Annotated in this window: 21 protein-coding genes; 11 read left to right on the top strand and 10 right to left on the bottom strand. The window is 52.4% G+C overall.

Annotation, left to right across the window (positions count from 1 at the left end; all coding sequences use genetic code 11):
- Positions 1 to 27: 27 nt before the first annotated feature.
- The 8 genes from AC0LWN_RS06400 (at position 28) to AC0LWN_RS06435 (ending at position 7,475) form a co-directional block, all read left to right on the top strand.
- Positions 28 to 1,434 (top strand): CapA family protein, encoded by a 1,407-nt coding sequence (locus AC0LWN_RS06400; protein WP_474663753.1) that lies wholly within the window; start codon positions 28 to 30, stop codon positions 1,432 to 1,434.
- A gap of 13 nt (positions 1,435 to 1,447) precedes the next feature.
- Positions 1,448 to 2,179, top strand: a complete 732-nt coding sequence (locus tag AC0LWN_RS06405) for a glycerophosphodiester phosphodiesterase (RefSeq protein ID WP_474664146.1) — start codon at positions 1,448 to 1,450, stop codon at positions 2,177 to 2,179.
- 38 nt (positions 2,180 to 2,217) lie between these two features.
- A complete protein-coding gene (locus AC0LWN_RS06410; RefSeq protein ID WP_458963160.1) occupies positions 2,218 to 2,841 on the top strand; it encodes a fumarylacetoacetate hydrolase family protein in 624 nt (207 codons plus the stop codon).
- Between the two features lie 23 nt (positions 2,842 to 2,864).
- A complete protein-coding gene (locus AC0LWN_RS06415) occupies positions 2,865 to 3,665 on the top strand; it encodes a DUF92 domain-containing protein (RefSeq protein ID WP_474664148.1) in 801 nt (266 codons plus the stop codon).
- 72 nt (positions 3,666 to 3,737) lie between these two features.
- Positions 3,738 to 4,343: a TetR/AcrR family transcriptional regulator gene (locus AC0LWN_RS06420; RefSeq protein ID WP_474663754.1), complete on the top strand. Its 606-nt coding sequence runs from the start codon at positions 3,738 to 3,740 to the stop codon at positions 4,341 to 4,343.
- Between the two features lie 48 nt (positions 4,344 to 4,391).
- On the top strand, positions 4,392 to 6,329 hold the full coding sequence (locus AC0LWN_RS06425) for an ABC-F family ATP-binding cassette domain-containing protein (protein ID WP_474663755.1): 1,938 nt from the start codon (positions 4,392 to 4,394) through the stop codon (positions 6,327 to 6,329).
- Complete coding sequence (locus AC0LWN_RS06430; protein WP_474663756.1) at positions 6,330 to 6,815, top strand: tetratricopeptide repeat protein; 486 nt, start codon at positions 6,330 to 6,332, stop codon at positions 6,813 to 6,815.
- A 180-nt stretch (positions 6,816 to 6,995) separates the two neighbouring features.
- Positions 6,996 to 7,475, top strand: a complete 480-nt coding sequence (locus tag AC0LWN_RS06435; RefSeq protein ID WP_474663757.1) for a DL-endopeptidase inhibitor IseA family protein — start codon at positions 6,996 to 6,998, stop codon at positions 7,473 to 7,475.
- 87 nt (positions 7,476 to 7,562) lie between these two features.
- On the opposite strand, the gene AC0LWN_RS06440 is transcribed toward AC0LWN_RS06435, so the two are convergent.
- From AC0LWN_RS06440 to AC0LWN_RS06465, 6 genes are all read right to left on the bottom strand, one after another.
- Positions 7,563 to 8,396 carry a hypothetical protein gene (locus AC0LWN_RS06440; RefSeq protein ID WP_474663758.1) on the bottom strand — a complete coding sequence of 278 codons (834 nt, stop codon included), beginning with the start codon at positions 8,394 to 8,396 and terminating at the stop codon, positions 7,563 to 7,565.
- Positions 8,380 to 9,423 (bottom strand): M42 family metallopeptidase, encoded by a 1,044-nt coding sequence (locus tag AC0LWN_RS06445; protein WP_474663759.1) that lies wholly within the window; start codon positions 9,421 to 9,423, stop codon positions 8,380 to 8,382. The genes AC0LWN_RS06440 and AC0LWN_RS06445 overlap by 17 nt, the downstream gene beginning before the upstream one ends.
- Before the next feature lie 29 nt (positions 9,424 to 9,452).
- Positions 9,453 to 9,773 carry a LapA family protein gene (locus tag AC0LWN_RS06450; protein WP_474663760.1) on the bottom strand — a complete coding sequence of 107 codons (321 nt, stop codon included), beginning with the start codon at positions 9,771 to 9,773 and terminating at the stop codon, positions 9,453 to 9,455.
- A gap of 85 nt (positions 9,774 to 9,858) precedes the next feature.
- Positions 9,859 to 11,649, bottom strand: coding sequence for an oligoendopeptidase F (gene pepF, locus AC0LWN_RS06455; RefSeq protein ID WP_458963429.1), 1,791 nt, complete (start codon positions 11,647 to 11,649; stop codon positions 9,859 to 9,861).
- 303 nt (positions 11,650 to 11,952) lie between these two features.
- A complete protein-coding gene (locus AC0LWN_RS06460) occupies positions 11,953 to 12,123 on the bottom strand; it encodes a hypothetical protein (RefSeq protein ID WP_458963168.1) in 171 nt (56 codons plus the stop codon).
- A 2-nt stretch (positions 12,124 to 12,125) separates the two neighbouring features.
- Positions 12,126 to 12,359: a hypothetical protein gene (locus AC0LWN_RS06465; protein ID WP_458963169.1), complete on the bottom strand. Its 234-nt coding sequence runs from the start codon at positions 12,357 to 12,359 to the stop codon at positions 12,126 to 12,128.
- A 172-nt stretch (positions 12,360 to 12,531) separates the two neighbouring features.
- Between AC0LWN_RS06465 and AC0LWN_RS06470 the strand changes: the two genes are divergently transcribed.
- Complete coding sequence (locus tag AC0LWN_RS06470; RefSeq protein ID WP_019911834.1) at positions 12,532 to 12,729, top strand: cold shock domain-containing protein; 198 nt, start codon at positions 12,532 to 12,534, stop codon at positions 12,727 to 12,729.
- Between the two features lie 214 nt (positions 12,730 to 12,943).
- On the opposite strand, the gene AC0LWN_RS06475 is transcribed toward AC0LWN_RS06470, so the two are convergent.
- Positions 12,944 to 14,179 (bottom strand): MFS transporter, encoded by a 1,236-nt coding sequence (locus AC0LWN_RS06475; RefSeq protein ID WP_474663761.1) that lies wholly within the window; start codon positions 14,177 to 14,179, stop codon positions 12,944 to 12,946.
- A gap of 193 nt (positions 14,180 to 14,372) precedes the next feature.
- Here AC0LWN_RS06475 and AC0LWN_RS06480 point away from each other — a divergent pair, with 193 nt between their 5' ends.
- Together AC0LWN_RS06480 and pfkA are read left to right on the top strand one after the other, a co-directional pair.
- On the top strand, positions 14,373 to 15,455 hold the full coding sequence (locus AC0LWN_RS06480) for a tetraprenyl-beta-curcumene synthase family protein (protein ID WP_474664150.1): 1,083 nt from the start codon (positions 14,373 to 14,375) through the stop codon (positions 15,453 to 15,455).
- A 29-nt stretch (positions 15,456 to 15,484) separates the two neighbouring features.
- Complete coding sequence (gene pfkA, locus AC0LWN_RS06485; protein ID WP_474663762.1) at positions 15,485 to 16,456, top strand: 6-phosphofructokinase; 972 nt, start codon at positions 15,485 to 15,487, stop codon at positions 16,454 to 16,456.
- 89 nt (positions 16,457 to 16,545) lie between these two features.
- On the opposite strand, the gene AC0LWN_RS06490 is transcribed toward pfkA, so the two are convergent.
- From AC0LWN_RS06490 to AC0LWN_RS06500, 3 genes are all read right to left on the bottom strand, one after another.
- A complete protein-coding gene (locus tag AC0LWN_RS06490; RefSeq protein WP_474663763.1) occupies positions 16,546 to 17,910 on the bottom strand; it encodes an MATE family efflux transporter in 1,365 nt (454 codons plus the stop codon).
- 123 nt (positions 17,911 to 18,033) lie between these two features.
- Positions 18,034 to 19,257, bottom strand: coding sequence for a putative glycoside hydrolase (locus AC0LWN_RS06495; RefSeq protein WP_474663764.1), 1,224 nt, complete (start codon positions 19,255 to 19,257; stop codon positions 18,034 to 18,036).
- Positions 19,254 to 19,481, bottom strand: a complete 228-nt coding sequence (locus tag AC0LWN_RS06500; RefSeq protein WP_458963174.1) for a hypothetical protein — start codon at positions 19,479 to 19,481, stop codon at positions 19,254 to 19,256. Before AC0LWN_RS06500 ends, AC0LWN_RS06495 begins: the two co-directional genes overlap by 4 nt.
- Position 19,482: the final 1 nt, after the last annotated feature.

Genomic DNA, 19,482 nt, shown 5'->3' on the forward strand with positions numbered 1-19,482 from the left:
TACGGGTAAAGGAGATTTGCGTGTACCATGTATCCGCCGCGATCACGTACCAGACAAAAGCAGAAGCGCAGAAGCAGACAAAGGCGCAGAACGGCTTGGATATGGTTGAATGTAAGTCTGCTATTATTGATTTCTGCTATGCTAGCCTATTATTTTATCGGCGATAACGGTCGAAGCGGCGAACTGCAGCCGCCAGCCGCCGAAGCGGTGAGCTCGCCTTCACCGGATAACGGGGCGGCTGGGCCAGAGGCCGCCACCGCTCAGCCTGGAGCTTCGGCAACCCCAACGCCGGAGTCTTCGCCAGAGCAAACTTCAGAGCCTTCTCCGGAGCAAACACCGGAGCTTTCGCCATCCCCATCCCCGGGGCCGGATAGCGCTTCAGAGACGCCGGAGGCCAGCAGCGTCCCTACGGATGATGCAGCCGCGAGCGGGGGGACAGATGCTAGCGGTATTGTTTCCGGACTGCCGAAGGACGCCGCCGGGAAGACGGTTAAGCTTAATTTTGCCGGAGATGTTATCTTTTCAGGTAAGGTCGGAGAACTGCTGGAGAAGAAAGGCTACGATTATTCCTACGCCGCTCTGAATGGGCTGTTCAAGCAGGATGATCTGACCATTCTCAATTTGGAGACGCCGATTACCACCGGTGGTGTTGGCGCCGCAGACAAGCAGTTTGTGTTCAAGGGAGCGCCGAAGGCGCTGGATTCATTGAAGGCAGCCGGCGTGGATGCAGTCAATCTGGCTAACAATCATACCCTTGACCAAGGGGAAGAGGGGCTGCTGGATACTCTTAGCCATCTGAGGAGCCGGGGCATTCCCTATGTAGGGGGCGGGGCGAATACCACAGAAGCATACACTGCCAAGTATTTTGAACGCCAGGGTATCCGAATCGCCTTGCTCGGCTTCACGCGTGTGATGCCCCGCAGTGACTGGATGGCCGGAACGAACAAACCGGGGGTTGCCTCGGTTTATGACAGTGCAGAGGCATTAAAGGCCATCGCCGCAGCCAAAAAACAAGCCGACCTGGTGGTAGTGGTGGTGCATTGGGGCAAAGAGCGCATGGAGCAGTATGATAAGACCCAACAGGCGCTGGGCCACAGCTTTATTGATGCGGGAGCGGATCTGGTTATGGGCGGCCATCCGCATGTGCTGCAGGGAATTGAGCCTTACAAGGGCAAGTGGATCGCTTACAGCACAGGGAATTTTATTTTTACGCGTTCCTCTGTTAAATCTACCTGGGAAACTGCTATATTTCAGGCAGAATGCAATATTACAGGCCAGTGCTCGCTGAAGCTGAATCCGATGGATGCCGAGCTGGGCCAGCCGGTGCCGATGAACGAGGTGGACGGACAGCTTTTGCTGCATAAGGTTGAAGCTCTGTCCTCGGGTCTGGTGAAGATCGGCAATGATGGCAGTGTTGTTCAAGCCGGTAAATAGAGGTGCTCTTATGATGAAAAATATGTGCGTTGCCCATCGCGGATTTTCCGGCAAAGCCCCGGAGAATACGCTCGCTGCGGTCCGTATGGCGATGGCTCTGCCGTTTGTCCGCTGGATAGAGATTGATGTGCAGCTTTCGAAGGACGGCGTGCCCGTTGTGATCCATGATTTTACGCTGGACCGGACGACCAACGGGCACGGCAAGGTGAAGGATATGGATAACGAGCATATCCGGCGCCTCGATGCGGGAAGCTGGAAAGGGCGTGCTTTTCGCGGAGAACGTGTTCCTTCGCTGGAAGAGGTGCTTGCGCTGGCCTCCGGCAGGCTGCACCTGAACATTGAACTGAAGACCAGCGGAGAGATGTATCCCGGCCTGGAGAAGGCGGTCATTGATCTTGTCAATTCGCTGGGCATGCGCGATAAGGTGGTGCTGACCTCATTCGATGCCGGAGCGCTGCAGCGGAGCAAAGAACTGGACTCCCGTTTTCAGACCGGACTGATCTACGACTCAAGAGGCGGTGATCCGGCGGGGAAGCTGCAGGAACTGGGCTGCTCTATGTTGTCTATCAGCTTCGACCGGCTGGATTCGGCTCTGGCGAACCTGCTTGTCGAGCGGGAGGTAAAAATTATGGCCTGGACGGTGAACAAAGCCAAGGAAATGCGCCGTTTGGCCGAGATGTCTTCGGAAATAATGATTTGTACGAACCGTCCGGATATATGGGGCGATACGTTTCTGGAAGTCTAAATGAACTCTAAATCGCCGAGAAAGAGAGCTGAAGAACAATGTGTGCTGATGTTAACAATATCTACTGCGTTGGACGCAACTATAGACAACATGCGGAGGAGCTGGGCAACAAGGTGCCGGTGGAGCCGCTGATCTTTCTGAAGCCATCCCATGCGGCAGTTCCCCTCGATAAGGCGGTCATTCAGCTCCCCAAGGATGCCGGGCTTATTCATTATGAAGGTGAGATTGTTCTGCGGATTGCGCGGGACTACGTGCCTGGAATGAGCGTGCAGGAGCTTGTAGATGTGATGGCACTCGGCCTCGATTTCACCCTTCGTGATGTGCATAATGATCTGCAGAAGAAAGGCCTGCCTTGGACGCCTGCAAAAGGGTTCAAGAACGCTGCCCCGCTGACTCCATACATTGCATTTCCCGAAACGGAAGAGCTGGAAGCCACGGACTTCACTGTGCGTAAGAACGGCGTGGAGGTGCAGCGCGGGAATGTGAAGAACATGATTTTTTCGCTGCAAAAAATTGTGGATTTCATTGCCTCCCGCTATGGACTCGGCAAAGATGATATCATTTATACCGGTACTCCTGCCGGAGTAGGCCCTGTTGTGTCTGGCGATTCGTTTGAGCTATACTGGGGCGATACCCTGCTGGGTACCTGCCTGATCGGTTAGCGATGCCGGCGGTAATTGAAGTGCTGCGATGGGGGATCGGCTTCTGTGGTGCTCTCCTGGTAGCTGGGGCTGCTTACTATAAGCAGTCGCTCAGCTTCTCCGGCATGCTGGCGGCGATTGCGATGGGAACGATCTATTTTGGAGCAGGGAATGCCTTTTGGTTCGGCATTCTGCTGCTGTTCTTCATCTCCTCCAGCCTGCTCTCGAAGCTTCACCATGAGAACAAGGCGGAGCTGGAAGCCACCTATGACAAAACAGGACGCCGGGACGCAGGCCAGGTCTTCGCCAACGGCGGCCTGGGTATGCTGCTGGTGCTGCTGAACGCCATATATCCTCTGGAAATATGGGGGTATTTGTTCATCGGCGTTATGGCTACTGTAACCTCAGATACGTGGGCAACGGAAATTGGCACGCTCGCCAAGAAGCCGCCCCGTTCTGTGCTAACGGGGCGGCTATTGCCGCCCGGCACCTCCGGCGGCGTCTCGCTGCCGGGAACCCTGGCCGCAGCAGCAGGCGGCGCCCTGATCGGCGCTGCCTCCTGGCTGCTGCGGGCAGCCTCGGGCATGCCGGACCATTCCTTCCTGCTGCTCACGCTGGCAGGACTCCTGGGCGGTCTCGCCGGCGCGTTCGCCGACTCGATTCTGGGCGCAACCGTGCAGCGGATGAACCGCTGCACCGTGTGCGGCCGCGAGGTGGAGGCCTCGCGGCATTGCGGGCAGCCTACCGTGTACGCCCGGGGCTGGCGCTGGATGGACAATGACGCGGTTAATGCGGCCAGTTCAATCCTCGGCGGCGTTGTAGCCCTGCTGATCGGCAGTATTTGACGGCATCAGCCGCCAGGTTGTTAATGCATGCAGTTGTAAGATTAGACACGCAATCTTTGAGGAGGTGAACCGGTGAGCGGTGCATCCATTCACAAGCATACAGCGATACTGGATGCCGCATATGAGCTCTTCGGTTCAGGAGGCTTCTACGAAACGAAGATGTCACAAGTGGCGGAACGTGCGGGTATTGCCAAGGGCACGGTATATTTATATTTCAAAAATAAAGAAGATTTGTTCCTGGCTGTTACACGCCGCGACTGTGAAGGTTTCCTCCAGCAGCTTGAGGGCAAGCTGCTCGCTTCCGGCAGCCTGACAGAGAAGCTGTCGGTGATTGCGGAGCATCATCTTTTCTATTATTATGAGCGCAAGCAGCATACGAAGCTTTTTTTTCGGGCGCCTAACAACAACCCGGAGCTGGTGGCCTACATGGCGCTGTTTATGGAAGAGTACATGCAGGCCGTGGTGAAAGTGCTGCTGGAAGGCGGGGCATCCGAGCCGGAGCTAATGGCGCAGTCGTACATTGGCATGCTGGACCGGCTCAAGATGGATATTTTGTTCGACCTCTCCTTTACGGAGGAGGATGCGCACAAAAGGGTGAAATTTGCAGCCGGCCTTTTTATCCGGGGGGCAATCGGCAGCCTGAACATGGTACTGGGAGATCAACCGGAGGAATCGTAAGCTGTAGTGAACTCCGGTTTCAAAATATAAGGCAAGCGAGGACAGAGCATGAATATTATGACCGTGGAACATCTTTCCAAAAGCTATGGGGAGAAAATATTGTTCCGTGATGCGTCGTTTGGCATGGATGACCGGGACAAGATTGGTGTCATCGGCGTGAACGGCACGGGTAAATCAACCTTTCTGAAGATTATCGCCGGGCTGGATTCTCCGGATGACGGGCAAATCGCCATCGGAAATGCGGTGCGGGTGCAGTATCTGGCGCAGAATCCGCCGTATGAGCCGGATAATACCGTGCTGCAGCAGGTCTTCGCCGGAGACGAGCCAGAGCTTGCGACAATGCGGGAATACATGGAAACGATGTCTCTTCTGGAAAAAAGCCCAGGCAGCCCCGAGCTGGAGAGCAGGCTGGTGCGGATAGGGCAAGCCATCGACGCGGCAGGCACGTGGCAACTGGAGAGTGAAGCCAAAACGGTGCTGACGAAGCTCGGGATCACCCGGTTCGATGCACGGATGGAGACACTTTCAGGGGGCCAACGCAAGCGTGTGGCGTTAGCGGCGGCGCTGATCACACCGTCTGAGCTGCTTATTCTGGATGAGCCGACCAACCATATTGATACGGACTCCGTAGCCTGGCTGGAGCAATATTTGCAGAAACGGCGCGGCGCGCTGCTGATGGTAACGCATGACCGCTACTTCCTGGAACGGGTAGCCAGTGTCATGCTGGAGCTAGATGGAGGACAGTTGTACCGCTATGAAGCGAACTACTCGCGGTTTCTGGAGCTGAAGGCCGAACGCGAGGAACGTGAGGCTTCGGCGGAGCAGAAACGCAAAAATCTGCTGCGCACCGAGCTGGCCTGGATCCGGCGCGGGGCCAAAGCCCGCTCCACGAAGCAGAAGGCGAGAATCGACCGCTTTGAGAAGCTGAAGGAGAGCCAGGGACCTGCTTCAGCCAGCCAACTGGATATTTCCGTGGCCTCAACACGTCTTGGCCGGAAAATCATCGAGCTTAAGGATCTGACCAAGGTGCTTGGCGGCCGGACGCTGATTAAGGATCTGACCTATATCGCCGTTCCGCAGGACCGGGTAGGGATTGTCGGTCCGAACGGGAGCGGCAAATCTACACTGCTGAATCTGATTGCCGGCAAGCTTCAGCCGGATAGCGGTGAGGTTCAGCTTGGAGCTACCGTTAAGCTGGGGTACTTCACACAGGAGCACCAGGAGATGGATGATACCCAGCGGGTTATTGAGTACATCAAGGAGGAAGCAGAGATTATCCGCACGGCCGATGGAAGCGTCATTACAGCGGGCCAGATGCTGGAGCGGTTCCTGTTTCCGCCGGCGATGCAATGGACTCCAATCGCCAAGCTCTCGGGTGGTGAGAAAAGACGCTTGTATCTGCTGCGGGTGCTGATGGGTGCGCCTAATGTGCTGCTGCTGGATGAGCCGACCAACGATCTGGACATCAGCACGCTTGCCGTGCTGGAAGATTATCTTGAGGAGTTTCCCGGTGTTGTCTTCACCGTATCCCATGACCGGTTTTTCCTGGACCGGACCGTGGATAAGCTGATTGCTTTTGAGAATGGAAGCATCCGGCTCCATGTCGGAGACTACAGTGAATATGAGGAATGGCTGGCCAAGAATGTTCCGGCCCGTGGCGGCGAAGCCGCCAAGGATGAGGGAACCGGCAAACGCGGCTCAACGCCAGAGCAGGGACAAAGTGCTGCGTCGGCACCTTCGTCCAGAGAGAAGCTGAAGTTCACCTTCAAGGAACAGCGGGAATTTGAGGGCATTGACGAGCAAATCGAACTGGCTGAGCAGCATCTTGCGGACATCAGCACACAGATGGAGGCGGCCTTTGCTGACTCCGTTAAGCTGCAGGAGCTGGTAGAGCAGCAGCGGCAGGGAGAAGCGGAGCTGGAGCGCCTGATGGAGCGCTGGACGTATCTTAATGAGCTTGCAGAGAAGATTGCGGGGAAGGCTTAGATGGCACATTCAATCGAAACTGCCGTCGCCCTGCGCAGTGCCGGTCAAGCCGAGGAAGCGAGAAGCCTGCTGCTTCGGCTTCTGGCAGAGGATGAGGGCAATGCTGAGCTGCATTATCAGCTTGCCTGGACCCATGATGTGCTGGGCCTGGAACGGGAGGCTGTTCCCTATTATGAGCGTTCCCTGTCGCTTGGCCTGCCCCCGGAAGAGCGGATGGGTGCGCTGCTCGGACTTGGCAGTACCTACAGAACGCTCGGGGAATACGCTCAGTCAAGGAAGGTGCTGGAGCAGGGCATCGGCGAATTTCCGCAGAATAAGGAATTTGCTGTATTCCTTGCTATGACACTGCACAACCTGGGCGAACACAGCGAAGCGATGAAGCTGCTGCTGACGCTGCTCGCAGAGACCTCCTCCAACGAAGGCATCGCCAGCTACCGGAAAGCCATTCTGTTCTACTCGGATAAGCTGGATCAGGTGTGGAAATAAATCGCTCTCTTATTTGGTCATAACGGCTGTGCCATCTCTTAAAGGACGGCACAGCCGTTTTATGTTCTTGGGTCCCCTTCTACTGCTCTCTTTGCAACCCTACAATGAGTGTCTCCTCGTGGACTAGTACACAAGCGCATTACCAAGCTTGTAATACTATATTGCGAGGAGGAGATATTAATGGTGAGAGCAACCCAAACGGACAGTGAACTGAAAGCCTTCATAACCGCTGCGGAGAGGGTTTGGTTCGATGTGTATGATTCTGCTGATGAGAACAGGGTTATCACAGTGGACGGGGTAGAGTATAAGCGGCTGCCGCTGAAATTCAGCACAAGGGCCAAGGTGATCGCTTACTTCCGGAAATACTGGGGAATCGCGATGAGTGGCAGAATGTTCTGCAATCTGCAGACCGTTTCGAGGAACAGTAGGCTTTACGTTATTGTAGGTGATACTGGCGTTATTCCCTTTGTTCCCTTGCGCATCAGAGTAACAGAGCGAAATGCTACGCGAATTAGGTTGACAGCCGTTCTGTCGGTGGATGGAATAGAGGAAGAAGACTCGGAGAGTGTCCGCTATCTTATTGCCAAGTCAGGAACGACACTGCGGATTCTGAACAGGGATAAAAAAAATACCGATCCCCGGTATCAGACATGCGGCTAAGCGCATCTGTTGACCCCTCTGATATTAGAAAAAGGGTACGGATTTCGGCGCAAGATCACTGAATCCGTACCGCATATAACCTACATCCTACGGCTGCTCCGCTCCTGCTACGGCAATCATCTGCACGACCGGTCGTGAATCGCCGGTCAGCACAGCCTCGTCGGCGTTCATCTGTGAGGAGCCGTCGCCGTCGAGGAAGATGCCTTCCCGTCCCTCGCCGGGGACAGTCTCCAGAACGGCTGTACGGAATTCCTCTGCCGTACAGCGCGCCTGCGTGACGATCAGCCACAGCTTCCCGTCCCGGGCGTAGACCAGCCCTGAGCGCATCCGCTGCTCGTCCGCAAAGGGAAGATGCTCTGCGGCCGCAGCTGTCTGCCACAGCTCCTCGTGCTGCAGATTCATGCTGATGCCGCCCTGCGCCCAATAATGCCCGCGGTCACTAACCTCCAGCTCGTCTCCAGAGGAGACAACCTGTACCGATAATGTGCCGCTGGCTCCATCCCAAACGAGCGTTCCACGCGGATATTTGGCGTTGAACCAGCCAGAGCCATAAGCCCTTGGCGCTCCGTTCACCGGGCGGTCATTCATAATTGCCACCGACAGGAGATCGCTGCCATAGAAGAAGCCTCCGTTAATTCCGTATGCGGCAATAGGGCGCAGTGGCGTGCCGGCTTTGCGCAGCACGATGTCTTCCGGCGCGACCAGCATCATATGTAGCTTTGCCTTGCCTGAACTGTCCGCTTGCAAGTAGCTGTATTTGTGAGGCAGGCCGTCAAAGGCCTCTTTCTTATGCGAATGAGCCAGCATCACCACAGCTATGGTGATGGCTATCCCCAGCAGAACGGCTGCGGCAACCAGGTATGGCTTGCGCAGCCATCCCCGCCACTTCTTGCTGAAGACGGCTTCAGTTCCCGCCCACATATGCGGCGAGCAGCTTCGCCGTGTTTAGCACGGCTTGCTTGTGGGTGCGCTCCATGGAGTGGGAGGCATGCACGCCCGGGCCGATCAGTGCGGCGCGGATGTTGTTCCCGCCCCGCAGCGCTGCGGAGGCATCGGAGCCGTATTGCGGATAAATATCCACCGCAAAAGGAATCGCCAGCTTGTTCGCCAGCTCAATCAGCTGTCCCGTCATGGCGTAATCATATGGGCCGGAGGAATCCTTGGCGCAGATGGAGACATCGGTCTCCTTGCAGCTCAGATCATCGCCCATAGCACCCATATCGACGGCGATCATCTCACTGATCCCGCCGGGAATCCAGGCTGCGCCGTGACCTACTTCTTCATAATTCGAGATCAACAGGGAGAGATTGTGCAGCGGCTTCCAGCCTTCGCGCTTCATGCTTTCCAGCAGGCCGAGCAATGCGGCAACACTGGCCTTATCGTCGAGATGGCGCGACTTGATGTAGCCGCTTGAGGTAATCACTGCCCGCGCATCGAAGGAGATGAAATCGCCGACTGAGATGCCGAGCTTCAGCACATCATCCTTGGTTGAGACCAGTTCGTCAATGCGCACCTCCATATTTTCCTCCGCCCGCTTGAAATCCCTCGCATCTGCATACACATGGACCGAAGGGTGGCTGGTCAGAATGGTGCCAGTGTAGGTTAAGCCGGAGCGGGTATGGATGACACAGTATTCATTTTCGATGCTGTTCATCGTAAAGCCGCCGACCGAGGTTAGGCGCAGTGTGCCGTTTGACTTAATCGAACGCACCATAGCTCCGAGCGTATCGACATGGGCGCTGATGCCGATGGTGCGTGAAGGGTCAAGCCCGGGAACGCTGAGAATAACTCCGCCTTTTTCGTTCCAGCTGAGTGGCACGTTCAGTGCCGCCGCCTCCTCAGCGACCAGACTCATGACTTGTGCTGTAAAGCCGCTGGGGCTGGGGGTATCGAGCAGTTTTTTTAGTATGGATAAAATGTACTCTTCATTAGGTTGAATGGTAAGCAAGGTATAGTCCTCCTGTTCTTTGTATAATCTTAGAGCTCAGGCAAGTTGTTTGAGGTAAGATTGTCCTTAAGGTTCGGCAAGGCATCCAAGGAACTGCCCGCGTCACGGAGCTTGTTCAGCTCTGCCGTAAGCACTTTGATTTGCTTCTGCAGCTTGTATTGGCGGAAAATTCCGTAGGACCCGACAATAACCCCGCCGATTAGCGCACAGCCGAGTATAACCAGAATCAGCGGAAGGCTGACTTGATCAAAATAAAAGTTAACCTGAACCGGATCTACATTGATAACTGCAAAAACGGCTGTCAGCAGGGCGAAGATCAGACCTAATATTAGTGACCATTGCAATTTCAAATAACTTCCTCCTCTGAACGTGGTGGCACTAGAAATCCCCTGCCCGCACCGGGCAGGGGACTACGGTAATACTATGCTTTATGCCTTATTTGGTCAACTGTTCCATCTGCTCAATCACGCTCTCAAACACACTCATAGCTTCACGGATCGGCTCAGGAGAGGACATGTCGACTCCCGCCTTGGATAGAATATTGATCGAATAGTCGCTGCCGCCGCTTTTCAGGAAGCCGAGGTAACGGTCCACCGCCGGTTTGCCTTCCTCCAGAATCTGCTTGGCGAAGCTGGTTGCCGCCGAGAAGCCGGTAGCATATTTATAGACATAGAAGCTGTTGTAGAAATGCGGAATCCGCGCCCACTCCATCTCGATATCCTTATCCACAACCATATTCTTGCCATAGTACTTGACGTTAAGGTCATAGTAGATGGACGAGAGATCCTGCGGAGTCAGCGATTCGCCGTCTTCGGCACGCTGGTGGATGATCTTCTCGAATTCGGCGAACATCGTTTGCCGGAACACGGTGGTACGGAATTGGTCGGCGTAATACGTGAGCAGATACATTTTTTCCTTCGGATCGGTCGACTTGTTCAGCAGATAATCCATCAGCAGCGCTTCGTTGGTCGTGGAAGCCACCTCTGCGAGGAAAATCGTATACTGCGCATCCCGGTATTTCAGCGCATTGTCCGAATAGTAGGAATGCAGGGCATGGCCCATTTCATGTGCCAGGGTGAACATGCTGTTCAGATTGTCGTTGTGGTTGAGCAGCACATAAGGGTGAGTGCCGTAGGCTCCCCAGCTATAGGCGCCCGTGCGTTTGTTCTCATTTTCATAAATATCAATCCAGCCGTTGTCATAGCCCTCTTGAAGCACACCCAGATAATCTTCGCCGAGCGGCTTCAGACCTTCTTTGGTAATCTTCTTGGCTTCTTCAAAGGTAATGTCCAGCTTATATTCATCCACCAGCGGTGCGAACAGGTCATACATATGTAGCTCGTCGACGCCCAGCAGCTTCTGGCGCAGCTTCATGTAACGGTGCATCAGCGGCAGGCTCTCATGAATGGTGTCGATCAGGTTCGTGTACACTTCCTTAGGAATGTTGTCGCCATAGAGTGACATTTCCAGAACGGAAGGATATTTGCGCACACGCGAGTAAAATACATTCTTATTCACATTGGCGCTCAGTGTGGCGGCAATTGTGTTTTTTTGCTTGGCGTAAGTTTCATAGACCGCCTTAAAAGCATTCTTGCGAACCTCACGGTCCGGGCTCTCCAGGAACTGAATGTAGCTGCCGTGCGTCAGCTCCACTTCCTTGCCTTCCTCGTTCTTGATCTTAGGGAACTTCAGATCCGCATTGTTCAGCATGCCAAAGATCGTCTGCGGCGCTTGAGAGATATTGCCGACCTGTGCGAGCAGCGCTTCTTCCACTTTGGAGAGGACATGCGCTTTCTCACGCTTCATTTCCGTTAAGGTGAAGGTATAGTCCTTCAGGCCGGGATCAGCAATGAACTGGTCGAGCTTCTCATTGGGCAGAGCCAGAATTTCCGGTGTGACAAAAGAAAGGGCTTCCCCGGCTTCAACGCCAAGCTTTTTCGCTTTAGAGGAGAGGGCTTGGTAGACCGGCGCAGCCGTATCCTCATCCTGGCGCATATGCGCGTATACATAGAGGCGTTCGGTCAGCAGGGACAGCTTATCATCCAGCTCAAAGCACTTCTTAAGCGCTTCAGGGGAGTCCAGCTTGCCCTGGAAGTCTGCGGCGCTCTTGATGAGCTCCTTTGCTTCCTTATATTCTGCATCCCATTGATCTTGTGAGGCAAACATGTCTTCAAGCTTCCAGCGGTTTTCGGCGGGCACTTCACTTCTTTTCAATAACTGTTCCATAGAAATCCTCCTCGGATGATGGGATGTAGTAGGCATAGTCTTATGCGGTGCTGCTGACATTGCGGGATCGCCCGGCAGCAGGCTTAAGGCAAGCAGAAGCGGGAGGGACTTGGCGAAAAAGGACATTGACGGCAGCCTCCTGACAATTTAGGTCGGCTTAGTATGCCCTGCCAAATCCTGATTATTTAAAATATATGAAAGTATAAGTTTCACGCTATACTTTATCCTTATATTTCTCGCTGAAACGGATGCCGTCCTTTTAAGGACGGTGTAGCCGTTTCTACTTGTCCTATGCCGCGGAAGTTATGCCAACAAGCTATAAATAATGAAGATAAAAGCCAAGGCGATCAATATGACCGCAGTCAGGGCCATCCCCCGCTTCAGGCGGGGAGGCACCTTGTCCTTGCCCATAATCAGAACTGCTCCGAGACAGAGAACGACAACTACAAATATGGCCAGACTCTCGTTACCCATAGTTATACCTGCTTGAAGGCAGCCATGATGTTCTTGTACTCTTCCTCATTATCCTTATATGATTCTTTGTTGAAGCGGTTATTAACCCATTCCATCATGGCCGGACGGCTCATAAAGGTATGCGTTTCTTCTCCCCATTGATCGGAAATCTCGCGCAGGACAATATAACGGCCCTGAACCTCCACCGTCATCATATTCCATTTGTCCGTTTTGTATATTTCATGTTTTTTGATCATTATCATTACCACCCTGGCGATTTTTGGCTTTTGGGTCAATGATAACGCAGAGGGGAAGTGAAAAGCAAATATTATCACGCGGGAAGGGAAATGATGGATTGCTTTGCAGGCAGAGTTGGGGTATAATGTAAGCATACGTCATATATGGCGGTATTTTTAGGAGGTTGTTCATTTGAAAGGTACAGTAAAATGGTTTAACGCAGAAAAAGGTTATGGTTTTCTTCAAGTAGAAGGCGGCGAAGATGTATTCGTTCACTTCTCAGCAATTCAAGGTGACGGATTCAAGACTTTGGATGAAGGTCAAGCAGTAGAATTCGACATCACTGATGGTAACCGCGGTCCTCAAGCAGCTAACGTAGTTAAATTATAAGAAACGGCTGGACAGTTGTTCTGTCAGTCCCAATATATATTTGATATGGCAAGCACTTGAAATGAGTGGTAACCAGTAATTCAAAGCACACAGTTCTTTCGGGAACTGTGTTTTTTTGTTTTGAAGCTGTACAAGCCGATGCGGCCGCTTACTTGCAACAGTAGAGCAAGTAAGCGGCCGCATTATTTATGCTGAGCCCGGGAACAATCCCGGGCTAATTGTTCTTTTTGCGGAAATAGCGCCTGGCCCCGATTCTGTTATCATCCAGCAAATGCTTGGACAGGAAACCGACGAAGGCCAGCAGCGAAAAGCACATAGCCACGATATAGAAAATTGTGCGTCCGGCATTCTCGTAGATCACCCCGCCGAATGTGCCGCTAAGCAGACCGGATGCGCTGGACCAGACGACGGTAAAGATCGCCATACCTGTTGCCCGGAGATGATCAGGGATGATCCGCGTGATGTACCGGACAGCCGTCACATAATAAGTGCCGAACGAAATGCTGTGCATGGCCTGTATGGCAATAACGGCAACGGGGTCATTAGCCAGGGACATGAACAGAAAGCGCAGAGCAAACATCAGGCTGGCAAAGGCGAGCAGCGGCAGCTCTTTGAACTTATCGCCGTATTTGCTAAGTGCAAAAAAGACCGGAATTTCACTCAGTGCCGAAGCAAGCAGCGCCCAGCCGACTATCTCATCACCGGCGTGCATCTCTTTAAGGCTGATAGTAAGAAAAGCTTCGTTCATTCTATAGCCGACCGCAAGCACGAAAACGCTGCCGAAAAACCACAGCACTTCCTTTTGCAGCAAAATTTGCTTCAGTCCTTCGCCCTTGGGCGGCTTGCCTGCGGACTTGAGAGAGCTTGGGATGTCATCTTCAGTCCGTTTGACATCCTTCAGTCCTAAAGTAAGCAGCAGTGCGATTGCAACGATTACGATACAGACCGCAATGCTTGAGGATGTTCCTGCTGCTCTAAGCACATATCCAATGGTAAGCGCGAAAAAGGAGTAACCCAGCGAGCCGAATACACGGATGGTAATGAAATTACGCCCGTGGCGCTGGGCGATTTTGATTGCCATCGTATCTGCAAGAGGAAATATTGGATAATAGAAGAAATATAAAAGGGATAAAATAAGCACAACACTTGAAAAATCCTCAGCCCTTGCCAGCATAAAAGCGGTTACCAATTGTCCGGCCAGCAAAATGGCCATAATCTTCCTGATCGTGCCCAGCCTGTCGCTGATCATGCTCCAGAACAGATTGGACAGAATGGAAATCAGCGGTCCGATGGAATACAGGACGCCTACCTGCTGGTTGCTGAAGCCCAGATGAGTGTAAAATAGCGGAAAATATGAAACTACCAGCACGCTTGTGCCATAAACCGTGAACATAAAGGATCGCAGCCAGTTCTGATCGCTGTACTGGCCGCCGGTCCGTCCTGAATACATGAACCTGCACTCCTCTGAATATGAAATACGCCTAGTATATCACATAGAATAGAAGCTATGTTTGAGGAAAATGGCGTATTTCAGAATCTTTCACTGGTTTTGCGAAAGTGATTTTGTTGTTTGTACAAATGTGGGGATCATATTATAATAATGGTGATTTGGATAAGGAGACAACAATGTGGAGGCACTGTCATTGAATGAATTTGAGCAAGGCCGTTACCTTAGCCCTCGCGGCCCGATTGGGCTGATGAACAGGGTCTACAAGTACGTGCTGCCGGAAGTGCGGGAATGTCTACATTTCTGGCGTGAAGATGCGGAGGGGATTCCCGATCCCGAGCTACGGAAGCAAGCGCTTGCCAGCATTGAAACCAAACAGTTTCACTGCGAAGGCGGCGGGATCTATGCCGCCGGCAATTTGTCGATGAGACATATACTGATTCCGCTAATTGTTGCCTATCAAACGATCAGTGATTATCTGGACAACCTGTGTGACCGCAGTACTTCGCTTGACCCTGCCGACTTCAGGCTGCTGCATCAATCCATGCTGGACGCGATTAATCCCGAGGCTGAGCTTGTCAATTATTATGCGCTGCGCAGCGAGCAGAACGACGGCGGATACTTGCACAGACTTGTCCGCAAATGTCAGGAGATGACCTCGCTTTTGCCGGGGTACGCTGCGGCTGCTGCAGAAATACATGATTTAGCTGTTCTGTATACGGATTTGCAGGTTTATAAGCACATCCGCCCAGAGCTCCGGGAAGCTGCCTTGAAGGAATGGTGGGAGAAAGAAGGGAAACGTGCTCCGCACCTGCAGTGGAATGAGTTTGCGGCCGCAACGGGTTCTACCCTGGGCGTATTTATGCTTTTTCTGGCTTCATGCGACCCCAAGCTGAGCACATCGGCATCGGCTTCGATTCGTGCTGCGTATTTTCCGCATCTTTGTGGACTGCACATTATGCTGGATTATCTGATTGACCAGGACGAAGACCGGGCTGGCGGAGACCTCAATTTCTGCAATTATTATGACAATACTGATACCATGCTGAATCGGATCGCTTCCATTGTGGAGTGGGCCCGCAGGGACGTCCAGAATCTTCCGGAGACCTCCATGCACCGCATGGTCATCGAGGGGCTGCTGGCACTTTATTTATCCGATCCAAAAGTCAGCGAACAGCGGGAGGTTCGCTCTGTATCCAAACGTCTGATGAGAAGAAGTCCGCTGACAAGACTGTTCTTCTTCGTGAACAGCCGCTGGATACGCAAGCATATGTATTAGATGCACAATTTTAAGGAGGAACAAACAGGATGGCAAACGTAAAAAAAATCGCAGTATTAACCAGTGGAGGAGATTCGCAGGGCATGAATGCCGCAGTTCGCGCTGTTGTTCGCAGTGCAATCTACTTTGGCATTGAAGTGTTTGGAATCCAGCGCGGATATCAAGGCCTGCTGAACCGGGACATCTTCCCGATGGATCTGCGCAGTGTCGGTGATATTATCCAGCGCGGGGGCACCATTCTTCAGTCTGCCCGCTGCCTGGAGTTCCTGACACCTGAAGGACAGCAAAAGGGTGCGAATATCCTGAATGAAATGGGTATCGACGGTTTGGTAGTTATCGGTGGAGACGGTTCTTACAAAGGTGCCAACAAACTCAGCAAGCTGGGCATCAACACCATGGCTCTGCCGGGTACCATTGATAACGATATTTCCTTCACGGACTACACCATTGGTTTTGATACTGCGGTAGGAGTCGTTGTTGATGCGATCAACAAGCTCCGTGATACAATGTCCTCCCATGAACGTTCATCCATTGTAGAGGTAATGGGACGTCACTGCGGAGACATCGCCCTCCATGCAGGCCTTGCTTCCGGAGCGGAAACGATTCTGGTGCCGGAAATGCCGTATGACTTGAACGAGGTAGCTGACCGGATGCGCGATAACTTTGCCAAAGGCAAACGCCACAGTATTGTTATTGTTGCTGAAGGCGTGGGCAAGGGTGAAGATGTGGCTCAGGCGCTGAAGGACCGCCACGCTTCTCTGGACGCGCGCGTTACCGTTCTGGGACATATTCAACGCGGGGGCACCCCAACTCCAGGAGACCGCAATCTGGCCAGCCGCTTGGGCGACTTCGCTGTACGTTCGCTGATTGAAGGTAAGTCTGACAAAGCTTGCGGAATCATCAAGGGTGAATTGGTGCTCACGGATATCGACTTGGTTGTAAACACCAAAAAAGACTTTGACAAAGAGCTTTATGAATTGGCATCCCGTCTTTCTCAATAAAATCATTGCAGCCGTGTAGCTGCTTGTGAAGATCAACAAAAAAAGGAACAGTCGCGGAATGATCCGCGCTGTTCCTTTTTTTGTTACTTTTAAACACTCTTTGACTTGAGGAGTGCGTAACGCCGCTGTACCTTGACGAGCCGGGACAGAAGCAGAATGGCCCCTATGGCTAAACCTGTGATCAGTCCGATCCAGTAGCCGTAAGCTCCCAGATCCGTATAGGTAGCCAGCAAATAGCCTGTAGGAAGACCGATAACCCAATAGGCTGCAAAACAGATGATGAAGGCCGGATTTACATCCTTGTATCCCCGTAGTACCCCTTGCGTGGGGGTAGCGATGGCATCGGATATCTGGAAGAATATCGCATAGATCAGAAAATGCTGGATTAGTGCGATTACCTCAGGCTCATCCGAATACAGACCGGCAACATGGTTCCCTGCGAACAGCAGGACCAGTGCTGTAGCCAGAGAGAGCACAGCAGCCGAGCCAATTCCCAAAATTCCGTATTGGCGGGCATCCTTTAATCTGCCGGACCCGCTCTCAAAGCCGACGAGTATAGTTAGGCTCATGCTGATGCTGAGCGGAATCATATACAGCGTTGAGGCGAAATTAATCGCTGCCTGGTGGGCGGCGATAGTCACCGTATCAAAGCGGCTCATGAGGAGCGTTACCGCCGAGAAAACCGCCGACTCGAAAAAAATAGAGAAGCCGATAGGCACGCCGATTTTCAGCAGTTCTTTGAAACTCTGCATAGACATAGCGTAGAATCTGCGGAACAATTGCAGGCTTTTGAAGGGTTCATAGCGGTAAACAATGAGCAGTGATATGGCAAAGATCACCCAATAGGTTATAGCTGACGCCACTCCGGCCCCTACACCGCCAAGGCGGGGAAAGCCGAATTTTCCGAAGATAAGCAGATAGTTCAGCCCGACATTCACCGGCAGCGCAATCAGTGTAATGAGCATGGAGACACGTGTCTGTCCCAGCGCATCAATGCAACTGCGCACTACGGTATAGCCGAATAAGGGAATCACCCCAACCGAGATAGCACACAGGAAACGGAAGGCGATATCGCGTACGTGCGGCTCTAAATTCATGAAGTTAAGCACAGGAGTTAGAGCGAAGCCTCCGATTACCAGTACAAGCACTGACACCAGCAGTGAGAGCCATATGCCCTGAGTCACCTGATATGCCACATCCTTGTTCTTCCTGCTGCCGATAAGGTGGGAGACGATTGGCGTCATGCCCATAAGAATGCCGCTGAGGCCTGTCTGAATCGGAAACCACAGGCTGGTGCCAATGGCTACTCCTGCCAGATCGCTCGTACCATATTTGCCGGACATATTCGTATCGAAGAAGGTTATCGCTGACAATGCAATTTGTGTAATAAGAATGGGAATCAAAATATGCAGGAACTGCCCAGCTTTTTGCTTGATTGAATAAGTTTGTATCATTAGCGTATGCCTCGTTATCCATATTTTCTTTACTGGGGATAATCCCCAATAAAAAACCCAGCAAGACGCCGGGTCCTTATCAAGTATATGATGATTATGTTAATGAGAGATAATTGCTGTAACCTATTTTTCGTAATCTACGCCTGCTGTGTAGCGGTTGTTGGCGTTCCAGAGCAGATATTCATCGACATTCTGCTCTTTCATGGCGCGGATCTGGTCTTCAACCTGCTGTTTGCCATATTTGACATAATGTCCGCTCCCAAGCCAGCTTGCGGTGAAGTCCTGAATCCAAGGCCGGATGATCGGCTTACGGCTGCCTAGAGGGTTGAGCTTTTTGTGGGTATCGACCATAGAGCCTTTGATCGTTGCGTATGGATTTTTGTCAGGATCCTTTACATTAAACCACCCGGTTGAATAATGGCTCGGGTAGACCATCGGGCTGATGACATCGACATTCTTCGATATCTTCACGAAATCCTGGCCGATTCCTTCTGCAGCAGGGACGGAAGCGGCATAACCGAAGATGTCAACCGATACGCGGACACCGAGCGGGCCAAGCTCCGATCTGGCATATTTGACAAAATCGGAGATAATCTCGACGCGTGGACGGTCGCTTTTCGTATATTTCAGCGTATCTGCACGTTTTTCGAAGCCTTCCGGGAAGCGGACATAATCGAATTGAATTTCCTTAAAGCCCAGCTTAACGGCTTCCTTGGCAATGTCTACATTGTATTTCCATACATTTTGATTATAAGGGTTAACGAAGCTGTCGCCGCCTTTATTGGTCCAGACAGAGCCGTTCGGATTTACAAAGGATAATTGCGGATTTTTCTTGGCCAGCACGGAGTCCTTAAAGACAACAATTCGCGCGATTGGATATACATTATGCGCCTTCAGACGTGCCATCAGCTTGTTGATATCTCCGATAAAGGGCTGTGGGTTGCCCATTTGCTTAAGCTCTGGGTTATCCGTTTTGTAGGTTATGTACCCAGCATCGTCCTTGATGTCAATGACCATGGAATTCAGCTCAGTTTTGTCGAGCAGGGCGAGCAGGGATTCCATCCGGGATCCTCCGGCACTGTACGCTGTTACGTATATGCCTTTAACTTTCGGAGCATCGGGCTGTGGATCAGTATAAGCGGTATCCGTTCCCGGCGAGGCCTCAGTGCCCGGTGTGGTGCCCGGAGATGGTGCTGGTGCTGCTGTGCCAGAATTCTCGGTGTGTTGTGCGACAATGGGGGGATTCGAGGCAGATTGCAGTGCGGCTGCCACATCGGCATCTTGCGCATTATGCTGAACGCCAACGCCCCCCAGAGCCATCATCAGTAAAGCCCAGGTGATGTTCATTCGTTATTCTCTCCCTTTATATACATTCCCGTTAAGTATAAAGGAACGGCAGCTTCCAAAAAGAACAGACTTGTAACAATCCCTGTAATTTTGACTGTAAAATACTGCTCTTGTTGTTTACGTACGGGATGTACAGATTTTTTAAAACTCTGCCTGAAAAAGTAAATGCCGCCTGGAGCCGGCGCGTGGCCGAATCCAAAGCGGCAACTATCCAAATCTGACATC

The sequence above is a fragment of the Paenibacillus sp. sgz302115 genome (assembly GCF_056120445.1).